Below are 12,123 nucleotides of genomic sequence, written 5' to 3'. Positions count from 1 at the left end.
GGCTTCGTCATGATCGATTTCCTGATCAATTGGCTCGCCAACACGCCCGTCACGGCCGTGCCTTATGCACTCGCCGCGCTCGGGTTGATCATCGCGGAACGCTCCGGTGTCCTCAACCTTACGGCTGAAGGCCTGATGCTGGTGGGCGCGCTGGCCGGCGCCGGCACTTGCATCACACTCGCCGGCCATCCCGCCGTCGCGCTGCTCGCCGCGACGGTCGCAGCAAGCCTCGTCTCACTGCTGTTCGCCGCACTCGTCGTGGTGTTGCGCATCAACCAGGTGATCGCGGGACTATCGATCGTGTTCTTCTGCCAGGGTTTTACCGGCCTGATCGGCACGCTCGCCAAATGGCAGAACAAGCAGCTCACCGGCCTTGCCCCGCTGAAGATCTGGCCGCTGTCGGAAATTCCGGGCATCGGTCGCATCTTCTTCATGCAGGATCCGGTGGTCTATCTCACCATCCTGATCTTCGTTGCGGTCAATTTCCTGCTGTTTCGGACCATACTGGGCTTGCGCATCCGCGCGGTCGGGGAGAACCCGGGCGCGGCGGATGCGGCAGGCGTCAGCGTCACGCTGCATCGCCTGTTTGCCATTGTCGCGGGCTCCTCTCTCATCGGCCTTGCCGGCGGCTACATCTCCGTGGTCGGCGTCAAATTGTGGGTGACGGGGATGACAGGTGGACGAGGCTGGATCGCCGTCGCGCTGGTCGTGTTCGCGCGCTGGGCACCATGGCCGGCGCTGGCCGGCGCGCTCCTGTTCGGTTGCATCGAAGCGCTGATCCCGCACATCGCAGCCGTCGGCATCCACGTCCCTCAGTATTTGATGCTGATGACGCCCTACCTTGCGACCATCGCCGTGATGATCTGGGTCGGAGCCAAGGATCGCAGCGGCAGCCTGGAGCCCGGCGCGCTTGGACAGCCACATGTCCGTGAGGAACGCTGAAATGCCTGTCGATGTCCGCGTTGCTCGGCACGGTTATTGCTTTTTTTTCGCGTGTCCGCCACGCACCTTTGCCGCCGAATTGAATCGAGAGGGACAGACTGATGACGCTGCTTCACGTGCCTGTAATCGATCTCACGCCGTATCGGGAGGGAACTTTCCGGGGAAAGAAAGCGGTCGCGGAGCAAGTGGGACAGGCGTGCCGCGATATCGGCTTCCTCGTCATCTCTGGACACGGGATATCTGAAGATCTCATCCGCAAGACCTACGACGTGTCGAGCGCATTCTTCTCGTTGCCGCACGGTGAAAAGGTGAAGGCGGACAGGCCCGCACCGGATCAGGTCCGCGGCTATAGCGCGGTCGGCGGCGAAGGACTTTCCTACAGCCTCGACGAGCCGACACCGCCCGACATCAAGGAATCACTGTCGATTGGCCCGGTCGACGTACCCCCGAACGATCCCTATTTCACCAGCGAAGCCGCCGGCCCCCATTTCGCGCCGAACGTCTGGCCGCTGACGCCACCCGAGCTGAAGCCGATCTGGGAAGATTATTTCCGCGCGGTTGACGCGCTCGCGACCGACATGATGCGCATCTTTGCGCTCGCGCTCGATCTGGACGAGAATTATTTCGACAACACCATCGACCGCAATATCTCGATGATGCGCGTGCTGCGCTATCCGAAGCAGACCAGCGAGCCGCTTCCCGGCCAACTGCGCGCCGGCGTGCACTCCGATTACGGCAGCATGACCATACTGCGCAAGGAGCTGACGGACGGGAGCCTGCAGGTCAAGAACCGGGCCGGCGAATGGGTCAGCGTGCCGGTCGTCGAAGGCACCTTCATCGTCAACATTGGCGACTTGATGCAGCAGTGGACCAACGATCAGTGGTCGTCGACGGTTCACCGCGTCGTCAATCCGCCGCTCGCCTCCGAGGAGAACAAGGACCGGCTCTCGATCGTGTTCTTCCATCAACCGAACTACGACGCCGTGATTGAATGCTTACCGAGCTGCACCGACGCCGCGCATCCGGCGAAATACGAACCGATCACCTCAGGCGATCACCTGCGGAGCAAGTTCGTCAAGCAGACGACATTCGGCAAGGGTGAAAAGGTGGCCTGAGCCACGCCGACCACGAGGGCCCGCCGGGGCGCAGCGGCATTCAGGCGCACCGCCACACGGTGGTCGCAGGCAAACACAAGGACTTCAGATGCTCTCGTATGTGAACATCTTCGCCAAGGACGTGGTCGCGCTTTCCAGCTTCTACCGGGACGTGTTCGGATTCGAGGAGATTGCCGAAATCAGGTCGCCGATCTTTGTCGGCCTCAGCACCGGCAAAAGCAATCTGGGCTTCAACGCCCAGGACGCCTACGGCCTTTTGAAGCTTGCCGACTACGCCAATCCGACCGGCGTGAAGTTCTTGCTCAACTTCGACGTCGAGTCCATGGAGGAGGTCGATCGCTTGACACCGATCGCGGTCAGCCGCGGCGCACGGCTCATCAAGGAGCCCTATCGCACCTACTACAACTGGTATCAATCGGTGCTGCTCGATCCGGAAGAGAATGTCTTCCGCATCAACACGGTGCTCTGACGCAGGCGAGTATCTGGTCTCCCGCAGGTTGAAGCCCGATTGCGCAACCGCCGAGACAAAATCGTCGCCATGACGCATGGCGCTTCCTGTCCGAACGGTCCCCTGATCGATCGTGCCGGCGAGACACTTATTTCGGCGCCGGACAAACCAGTTGCGCCGACGTAACGACCAAGAAGGTCTCGGTCACGATCGCCGACGGATCTACGACACGGACCTTACCCCATGGATATGGAGTCGCCGGAATAGGCACGACCAGAGGAGATATAGGCTCGACCTCCTATGCGACAGGAAATGTCGTTTTCGGAGCGCAAGGAGCGCCGCCCCTGACCGATGACCACCGACTCTACTCTCGTCTCAAGCGACGCTTTTCCAGGCGGCATCGCGCTCTTTCGTCCACGCCGACGTAATGCCGCCTTCAGCCGAGCGGTTGACGGGCAAATGCGGCAGGACGAGCTCGGCAAAGCGATAGGCTTCCTCGAGCAGCGGCATACCGGAAACGATTAACACATCGATCCCCGCACTGCGATAATCGTCGATGCGGGCAAGAACCTGTTTTGGGTTTCCGACCAGCGCGGTCCCCGGACCGTGGCGAACGAGGCCGATACCCGACCACAAATTCGGGGCGACCTCCAGTTCGCGCAGGTTCGCCGGCTTGCGGCCGCCATGAAGTGCGGACATCCGCTGTTGACCGATCGAATCGATCCCCGCGACATAGGACTGGGCTCCAGCGATCGCGCGCTCATCCATGTGATCATAGAGGTCCTGCGCGGCGGCCCAGGCCGCCTCCTCCGTCTCGCGTACGATCACATAGAGGCGGACGCCGAACCTGATCTTGTCAGAACGCCCGTGCTTCGCCGCAAGGGATTTGACGTGGCGGATCTTGGTTTCAGTTTGCTCTGGAGTCTCACCCCACGACAGATATGTGTCGATGTGCTTGGCCGCGACTTCGTGCGCCGCATCCGACGAACCGCCGAACCACAAGGGAATGCCCCCCTTCTGATAGGGCCGCAGGGGCAAGCCGGCATCGACCACATGAATATGCTTGCCCTTGAAGGTCACGGACTCCCCACGCAAGAGGCCGGTCAGTACCGTGAGAAACTCATCCGTATAGGCGTAGCGTTCATCATGCTTGAGATGAACGCCGCTTTGCGCCATCAGCTTTGCATCGCCGTTGACGATATTGACCCGCAGGCGACCTTTGGAAAAATGGTCAAAGGTCGTCATCATCTTCGCCAGCAATGTCGGCGAAATCATCGGCGGATGCGCGGCGATCAGGTGCTGGAAATTCTCTGTATAGGGAATGAGCGACGCCCCCTGCACCCAGGCGTCGTGCGACCCGGTCGCCAGCAACGCGCCGGTGAACCCGAGGTGGTCGACCGCGCGCGCGAGCTGCTGGAAGTAGGCATAGCTTAGTTCGCGCGCTCCGTCAGGCCGCCAGGGATAACGGCCATCCGGGCCAGTCAGATACCAAAGAACTTCCATCACAGCCTCTTTCTCGATTGGGCGTCAGGCCGCCGCCAAGAACGTCGCATTGGCGGTCGGCGTGGCGTCGATTGGCCTCGGAATCAGCCCGAATTTGGCGAAAATATTCGCATGGGCCTGCTGTTCGGTCACAAACTCGGCACCGGGCGGCTCGACGCCCCACGGACGCGAACTGATGGCCGGGAGCCACTCCACCGACGAATTGCCGTTAAGGCCGTCGAGCAACGAGGCTGCTTCCCGAGGATTCTCAAGGGTGCGCCGGTCGGAGTCGATCAAAGCGTCCAGCAGCAGACGAACAAGATCGGGATGATCGCGCAGCGTTTCGCGACGTGCCCAATACACCGAGCGGTTCGAGAATGCCTGCCCCGGCGCAGCCAGGATGCGCACTGGAACACGGGCCGCGATCTTGGAATACAGAGGGTCGGTCGCGACGATGGCATCAAGTCTGCGCTGGAGAAATGAGTCGCGGGCCGTCGCCGGAATAATTTCGGCGGCATTCACCTCGTTCCACGCAATTCCCGCTGCATCGAGTTCGGCGGCCAGGAACTGCGTGTGCCATGAGATCGGCATCAGTCCGATCCCGCGACCACGCAAATCGCTCAGCGAGCGAATGTCGCTGTCACCGCGTACCAGCAGACCGCCATTTTCATGGCGCGGGCCGGACACACCGAACACTGCGGACGGCAATCCTTGCGCCTCGGCGAGAATCGGCGGCGTCGCGCCGGTCCCGACCAGATGCAAGACGCCCGCCTTCAAAAGCGGTATCGTCTGCGATCCTGCATCATAGACGAAGAATTCGAGCCCCGCGTTGCGCAACGCCTCGACCTTATCGGCGCGGCGCGACAACACCGATAGGGACAAATTCTGGGCGTGAGCTCCGACCACAAGCGCCATGGACAAACCACTCCATCAATACATGGACGCTCACGCACGCGACTCGCAGCGCATCGTGGCCGCTGCCCTCCCGCATCCCAAGCGCACCCGCTCCTATGTTGCGGACAGGTCATCACAGCGACACGGCGCCCGCAAGCAAATGGTATTTTCTATTTGAGCGCGCGCTTGATACGCATTCATCGCCCAATAACTCGACCGACGCATTTCCTTCTATGTTTTTCAGCGGAGCCGATGCCGGTGAGACCATAGGTCGTGTTCGGCCAGACGTGAGCGGCGACAATCAAACCAAATGTCGCCCGCGACTGCGCTCAACCCTTTCGTCCTGCATGTCCCAGCCGCTCGTCGGCAGGCGCGATTCGGTGACAAGGTCGCGCACCAAAGCCTTTTTCAGATCCGCATGCGTGTACGCGCCGTCACACCGCGAACTCCCGCGATCCGGCGGCTCCAAGGTAGGCCTCGACGACGGCCGGCGAGTTCGCCAATTCTCCGGCAGGCCCCTGCAGCACGATGCGACCGCCTTCGATTACATAGCCGCGCGCGGCAAGTGCGAGCGCCTTGCGCGCGTTCTGCTCCACCAGAAGAATGGCCAGGCCCAGCTTGTTCAGATCCGAAAGCAGCGCGAATATCTCCGTCACGACCAGCGGCGCGAGACCCATCGAGGGCTCATCCAGCAGCAGCGCGCGCGGTGCGGCCATCAGCGCGCGGCCGATCGCGAGCATCTGCTGTTCTCCGCCCGACAACAGTCCTGCCGGCTGATGGCTACGTTCTCTCAGCCTCGGAAAACGGTCGTATACCTCTGCAAGCGTGACTCTTGCTCCGCCGTCCCGGCGGCTGTAGGCACCGACCAGCAGATTGTCCTCGACGCTCAGCGGCGCGATGACCTGCCGTCCTTCTGGCACGAGCGAGAGGCCCGCGCGCACGACGCGTTCAGCCGGACGTCCGCCGATTTCGGTCCCGCTCAGACTTATGGTACCGGCCGATGGTTTAATCAGCCCTGCGATGGTGTTGAGCAACGTCGTCTTGCCGGCCCCGTTCGCGCCGACAACCGCGACGATTTCTCCGGCCTGCACACGCAGGGAGATATCGTCCAGAACATCGGGCCCGCCATAACCCGAGCACAGGCCGCTGATCTCAAGCATCCTCGGCTCCGAGATAGGCCTCGATCACATGCGGATCGGAACGAATCTGCTCCGGCCGACCGGACGCGATAAGACGCCCCTGATTAAGGACATGGATCACGTCACAGACACCCATCACCAGATCCATATCATGCTCGACCAACAGGACCGCGACGCCCAATGGCGGAAGCTGCGCTATCAGATCCCGCAGCGCGGTACGTTCGCTGTGAGTCATGCCGGCGGCAGGCTCATCCAATAGAAGCAGGCGGGGGTTTGAAGCGAGCGCACGCGCAATCTCCACACGCCGTCGATCACCATAGGACAAGTCGCCGGCCGCCGTGCGCGCATGCCGGCCCACGCCGACCCTTTCGAGCAGCGCGAACGCAAGCTCACCTCGCTGACGATCGCTGCGTCTCATGCCGGGCAATCGCAACAGAATATTGAGCAGACGTGTCTCGGGTTCGTGGAGGGCCAGCGCCACGTTCTGCGTCGCCGTCAAATCCGGGATGAGCCGAATGTGCTGAAACGTTCTTGCGATACCACGGCGCGCCAGGATGTTCGCCGGCAGGCCGCTCACAGCCGCTCCATCGAGCAATACGTGGCCGGCAGAGGGATTGTCGACTCCACTGATGACATTCATCAGGGTCGTCTTTCCCGATCCGTTCGGTCCGATCAGGCCCGTCACCGACTTTTCTCGCAGCGACAGCGAGACGCCTGACAGCGCGGCGACGCCGCCGAATTGGCGGGAAACATCTTTCAGCTCCAGCAGCGCCGTCATGCGGCTCTCTTGCGTAGAAGGGCTGGCAGCGACGCCACGCCTGTCGGAACAAATAGGACGACGGCGAGCATCGCTGCCCCGATCAGAATCTCGCGCATCTGGGCGGAAAACCGCAACGCTTCCGGAAGAACCGTCAGGATCGTTGCTCCGAGCAGTGGACCTACGATATTCCACACGCCGCCTAGCACCGGCGCAACCACGGCATCGACGCTGCGCAAGAAGCCGAAGTCGCCTGGCGAGACAAACATGTTCAGGTGTGCCGCGAGCGCCCCGCCAAGGCCCGCTATGCCACCGGAGGCGGCAAATATCCACAGCTTGAAGAGCGCGACGTCATGTCCGGCCGTTGTCACCGCCAGCTCATCTGAGGCAACGGCCCGCATCCGCTCGCCCAAGCTCGAATTGCGCACGGCCCACGTCAGATAGACCACCGCCGCGAGCAGCAGTATAAGCTGCCAGGTTTGGGTATATTGCGGGATACCGAATATTCCGAGTGCGCCTCCGGTCACGGAATCCCAGTTCAGCGCGATGATCCGCGTCACCTCGGTGAAGGCGAGCGTCGCCATCGCGAAATAGTCACCGCGCAGCCGCAAGACGAGAGTCCCGAGACCCAGCGCAGCGAGGGCAGCGGCTGCTACGGCCGCGATCAGAGCGGGCGCAAAGCTCCAGCCATGCTGCATGGTTAGCCACACCGACAGGTAGGCGCCAATAGCCATCAGGCCACCCGTCGCCAGCGAAAAGAGATTGACGCCCAACAACAGGAAGCAGCTAAAGGCCAGCAATGAATTCAGCAGGCACAGATCGATCACGTTGTGATAGGCGCTGAAAAGCTCAATCATGCCCGTTTGGTCTCTCGTGCACCGAACAGGCCTGATGGTCGGGTTAGCAGAATGAGCAGCACAAGCCCGAAGCCAACAGCGTCCCTGTAGCCCGAGCCGACAATCACGACGCTTCCGACCTCGACGGCCCCGAGCAATAGGCTGCCGGCGAGCGCACCGGCGGCATTTCCAAGGCCGCCCAGGATCAGCACCGTTAGACCTTTCAGGAGAATGTTGTCTCCCATGAAAGGCGACACCGACTGGAACAGCAAGGACCAAAGCACGCCTGCACCGCCCGCCAACGCTCCGGAGATGAAGAAGGTCAACAGCCGGATGCTTCCCACGGGAACGCCAACCAGGCGCGCGACCGACTCGCTGAAAGCCACAGTGCGGATGCCGCGCCCTAGATTCGTGAACCGCAGAAGCGATGCAACCGCGAGCATCATCGCCAGCGCAACCGCGATCGCAACGATTTGCAGAAGCTGCAGCCTCGCGCCGAGAAGTTCGACGGCGGCACCGGCAAGCGCGTTGTCCGGGTAGCGCACCACCTGCGTTCCAAATATTTCCTGAGCCAGACCAATTAGAATGCGCGCCAACGCCAGGCTGCCAACCATGCCCATCCAGCGATGCGCACCGCGCTGCTGCAGGGGCCGGAAAACCACCATCTCACTCAATACACCGAGCAGGCCCGCAATTGTCGCCGCAACGACGATTGCGGCCGGCAGCGGCAGCGCCAGGGTCCGTACCATCTCGAGGCCCACATAGGCGCCCCACATGAACACCGCGCCCTGTGACAGGTTCAGCACGTTCATGACGCCGAAGATGAGCGTAAAGCCAATGGCGAACACGGCGTAAACGGCCCCGAGCGAGAGGCCGTTCACGAATTGCTGCAACAACATCTGTCAGCTCGGCGCAGCGACGAAGACTTTGCTGCTGCCATCACCGATGAGGACTTTGGGTTGAACCGTCGCATCCCGGTCCGCCGACCACCCGAAATGTCCCAGCACACCATCGAAATCGGTTATGGCCGCCAGCTTGTCGCGCACCACCTTGCCGCTGCTGACGTCATCTGCACGGCGGACAGCTTCGGCCAGCAGATAGGCCGCATCGTAGCCTTGTGCGTCGTAGATATCAGGGGTCGTACCGTACCGCTTGCGATAGGCTTCCACGAATGCCTTGCTGCGGGCATTGTCATATCCCGCGAACCACGACGCACCGACGATGATGCCGTTCGCCGCCGGCCCCGCCAATTCAAAGAGTTTGGCCGAAATATTGGCGTTACAGCCGATGAACGCCACCTTGTCATCGATGCCGAGCTGTCGCGCCTGCCTAAGAATTGCTGCAGCCTCCTCCGCGAGCGTGCCCAGGATGATCGCATCAGGCTTCTGCTCGCGAATTTTCGTGAGCTGGGCCGAAAAATCGACATCGCCGCGTTGATAACTCTCGATGGCGACCTGCTGTAGCCCAAGTTCAGTGACGGCTTTCTTTTGAACCTCGTGGGCGCTGCGCGTGAGCGCATCGTCAAGGCCGTAGATCAACGCGACCTGCTTGATTCCATGCTTCTTCACCGCGTAACGAAGCACAGTCGGAAAGACCTGATCTTCAGGCACGCTGGTTCTAAACACGAAGTCGCCAATCTTGGTCAGGTTGGGCGCGGTGTTCGAGCTCGCGATGACGACGACCCCCGCCTGCTGGGCAATGGGATCGGCTGCAAAGGCCGAATTTGAAAGTGACGGCCCGAGGATTGCGATAACGTTGTCCTGACGAATGAGACGCTGAAAGATATTTACCGTTTGGCCGCGATCTGCGCCATCGTCAGCATAGATCGCCTCGAGGGTAATGTCCTTAAGAGTGCCCGACGCATTGATTTCGGCAAAGGCCAGTTCGATCGCCTGCTTCTGCTCGGTGCCGTAAAGCGCAGCCGAGCCTCCCGTGGTTGACTGCACCAACCCGATTTTTGCAACACGCCGTGACTGCGCGAAGGCCGAGGACCCCGACAGAACAACAGCACCGCCCAGGGCCAAGACTCTGCGGCGAGAAAACGTCGGCATGACCATCGATTGTCCTCTAGAAAAACCCAATGTTTATCGCGGCCTGTTTAGAAGGCGAGCGGGCACTGTCAAGCTTCGCACGAAATTTGAAATTAAAACCCTTGGGAGCCCGACATCGCGAGAATGATCAACCCAAATCGGGCGCGCTTTGTGCAACTTTCTAGTCAGGCGAAAGAGCGCTTGAACAGGAAGCTGCGCTTTGATCTGGGTGATGGACCAATATGCGACATGACGAATTAACTGGAGCGACGACCAGCTACGTTTGATTCGAGCGTAGGCCATGGTGGTGGATGGCCATCATGGCGAAGCGACCGAGCGCGCACGCATCGAATACATCGCCGCCATATCCCCAACGCTGCTTGTTAATCCTGCCCGACACCAGCCATTCGGAGTCTTGAGGATCCAGCGACTTTCAAGGCGGCGCTGCTACATTTCGATAGCGATTAGGCTCGAAGAAGCGCCCTTGCCGGTAAGCCAAGCGTCGTGATGGTTTCGACGCGAAGACTGCACTAATTGCGCCCTCAGCTCGGGATCACGGCGAGGTCCACACCTTTCGGCAAATCCGACAGAGCCGACAGCGATCGGAGCAACACAAGGCCTACGTCGCAGCCCAAGGCTGTGGCGTCGAACACTCACCGCTGCACATTCACGGGATCAGATCCAGCCGCGTCGGGGCGCGACGGCCCAGCGCCGGCTGCTCCGCTGAGTTGCTTGGCTCTCTGACGCAAGATTGCTTTCTCCGCATCTCGCGGCGACCGAAACGACCGCCCGTCGAAACGGCTGAGCTCACGAACCGCGGCATGAAACCGGCAGCGGTTGCCATCTCGGACAACAAGGCCGACTGCGTGGGACTGAATTTCAATTACGAATGCAAGGGACATGGCTGGCCAATTCGCCGGTTATAATGATCGGCGTCTCCCGATTTGAAGGTTTGACATTGCTGGCTGCGTTAGGCGTGTAATTCAACACGCCGCCGTTGCCGTACGAGGGGCAACGCGCCGACTGGGGGACCAGCGAACAATCTCAACCACCGTTCGATCCCCTTGGACCAATTGCATGCACGAGTGTCGGCGCATCAGGCGCCGCAAGTCAATGCACGCCCGAAAATAAGACGTTTTCTGTTTATTTGCGCGGCGTCGAAGCTGCAAAACACTGAGCATCCGGACGAACCAGAAATTCGTTTTCCGCAAAACGGCTGCCCGGCATCAAAACCGCCACACCACACCGGTTTCCGACGAAGAGCTGTTGCACAGCCCTCGTACTTTCCCGTCACTACTTCAACTCGAAGCAACTCAACGAATTCAGACAAATATCGCCAGAGGAGATACGAACTCGTTGGAAAAGGGCAGGCAAAGACAATGCAGCGTCCGACAGACACGGCAAGTTTCAGGGAGGGAAAACCGAACGGACGTTGCAGTGAGGCGTTGGCATGCGATCCTCCATGAGGGAGGAACTGCGATCACCATTTTAAGGCGGCCGTGTGCACCGGATAGTCCCAGAGCGCCGTGGTCTCGGCATCGAGCAGGCTCACTGTGAGCGAACACCCGGCCATGTCCAGCGAGGTGACGAAGCTGCCGACCAACGAGCGGGCGATGCGCAAGCCGCGGTTCTCGAGCATCCGGCGCGCCGCATTGTACATCAGATAGAGCTCGATCGTCGGAGTGCCACCAAATCCGTTGACGAGAAGCAGCACCTCGGCGCCATTGCGCGCGTCGAGATCCTCTGCGATCGCCGTCGTCATCTCGTGGGCGATCACATCGGCCCGCTCCAGCTTGACGCGGCGGCGTCCCGGCTCGCCGTGAATGCCGACCCCCATCTCCATCTCGTCCTCACCAAGCGCAAAAGTCGGCGTGCCCGCGGCTGGCACTGTGCAGCTCGTCAGCGCTACCCCCATCGAGCGTGTGCGCGCGTTGACGCGCTCGCCGAGCGCGACACAGCCCTCGAGGTCAACGCCCTTCTCGGCGGCCGCGCCGACGATCTTCTCGACGATCAGGGTGCCGGCCACGCCGCGGCGGCCGATGCTGTGGGTCGAACTCTCGACCGCGACGTCATCGTCCGTCACGATGCTGGCCGTGCGCCCCTCGGCGATCTCGGCCGCCATCTCGAAGTTCATGCGGTCACCCGCATAGTTCTTCACGATGAAGAGCACGCCGGCCTCTCCGCCAACGGCTTGCGCGGCTTCGACGATCTGGTCCGGCGTCGGCGAGGTGAAGACTTGTCCCGGGCAGGCGGCGTCGAGCATGCCACGGCCGACGAAGCCTGCATGCAGCGGCTCATGTCCGCTGCCACCGCCCGACACCAGCGCGACCTTTTTCGGGTTCAGTTCGCGCCGGCGCACGAATTTCCGCTCCGGCCCGAGCGCGAGGATGTCCGCGTGCGCGGCCGCAAGCCCGTCGAGGCTCTCCGCGAGCATGCTGTCGACCGAGTTGATGAACTTTTTCATTGTTTCCTCCCGCTTC

At 61.3% G+C, this 12,123-nt stretch carries 11 protein-coding genes; 3 read left to right on the top strand and 8 right to left on the bottom strand.

From position 1 onward, the window contains the following. The first annotated feature begins 9 nt into the window (after nt 1-9). From P6U23_RS16470 to P6U23_RS16460, 3 genes are all read left to right on the top strand, one after another. On the top strand, nt 10-942 hold the full coding sequence (locus P6U23_RS16470) for an ABC transporter permease (RefSeq protein ID WP_407180759.1): 933 nt from the start codon (nt 10-12) through the stop codon (nt 940-942). Nucleotides 943-1,043: 101 nt separating this feature from the next. After that, entirely contained in the window at nt 1,044-2,057 is a 1,014-nt protein-coding gene (locus tag P6U23_RS16465) for an isopenicillin N synthase family dioxygenase (RefSeq protein WP_407180758.1), read from the top strand. A gap of 88 nt (nt 2,058-2,145) precedes the next feature. Then, on the top strand, nt 2,146-2,526 hold the full coding sequence (locus P6U23_RS16460) for a VOC family protein (protein WP_407180757.1): 381 nt from the start codon (nt 2,146-2,148) through the stop codon (nt 2,524-2,526). A gap of 354 nt (nt 2,527-2,880) precedes the next feature. On the opposite strand, the gene P6U23_RS16455 is transcribed toward P6U23_RS16460, so the two are convergent. The 8 genes from P6U23_RS16455 to dhaK all read right to left on the bottom strand — a co-directional run bounded on the left by P6U23_RS16455 (nt 2,881) and on the right by dhaK (nt 12,107). Then, the gene (locus P6U23_RS16455) at nt 2,881-4,008 is read right to left on the bottom strand and encodes an LLM class flavin-dependent oxidoreductase (protein WP_407180756.1); all 1,128 of its coding nucleotides are present in this window, start codon (nt 4,006-4,008) and stop codon (nt 2,881-2,883) included. Nucleotides 4,009-4,032: 24 nt separating this feature from the next. Further along, a complete protein-coding gene (locus P6U23_RS16450; protein WP_407180755.1) occupies nt 4,033-4,902 on the bottom strand; it encodes an ABC transporter substrate-binding protein in 870 nt (289 codons plus the stop codon). A gap of 413 nt (nt 4,903-5,315) precedes the next feature. Next, entirely contained in the window at nt 5,316-6,041 is a 726-nt protein-coding gene (locus P6U23_RS16445) for an ABC transporter ATP-binding protein (RefSeq protein WP_407180754.1), read from the bottom strand. Beyond that, nucleotides 6,034-6,798, bottom strand: coding sequence for an ABC transporter ATP-binding protein (locus P6U23_RS16440; protein ID WP_407180753.1), 765 nt, complete (start codon nt 6,796-6,798; stop codon nt 6,034-6,036). The genes P6U23_RS16445 and P6U23_RS16440 overlap by 8 nt, the downstream gene beginning before the upstream one ends. Continuing rightward, nucleotides 6,795-7,634 carry a branched-chain amino acid ABC transporter permease gene (locus P6U23_RS16435; RefSeq protein WP_407180752.1) on the bottom strand — a complete coding sequence of 280 codons (840 nt, stop codon included), beginning with the start codon at nt 7,632-7,634 and terminating at the stop codon, nt 6,795-6,797. The genes P6U23_RS16440 and P6U23_RS16435 overlap by 4 nt, the downstream gene beginning before the upstream one ends. After that, complete coding sequence (locus tag P6U23_RS16430) at nt 7,631-8,512, bottom strand: branched-chain amino acid ABC transporter permease (RefSeq protein ID WP_407180751.1); 882 nt, start codon at nt 8,510-8,512, stop codon at nt 7,631-7,633. The genes P6U23_RS16435 and P6U23_RS16430 overlap by 4 nt, the downstream gene beginning before the upstream one ends. A 3-nt stretch (nt 8,513-8,515) precedes the next feature. Then, a complete protein-coding gene (locus tag P6U23_RS16425) occupies nt 8,516-9,670 on the bottom strand; it encodes an ABC transporter substrate-binding protein (RefSeq protein WP_407180750.1) in 1,155 nt (384 codons plus the stop codon). Between the two features lie 1,453 nt (nt 9,671-11,123). Further along, nucleotides 11,124-12,107, bottom strand: a complete 984-nt coding sequence (dhaK, locus tag P6U23_RS16420) for a dihydroxyacetone kinase subunit DhaK (protein WP_407180749.1) — start codon at nt 12,105-12,107, stop codon at nt 11,124-11,126. Nucleotides 12,108-12,123 lie beyond the last annotated feature (16 nt).

The sequence above is a fragment of the Bradyrhizobium sp. STM 3562 genome (assembly GCF_045571435.1).
Lineage (GTDB): Bacteria > Pseudomonadota > Alphaproteobacteria > Rhizobiales > Xanthobacteraceae > Bradyrhizobium.
This window is presented reverse-complemented; position numbering and strand designations above follow the sequence as displayed.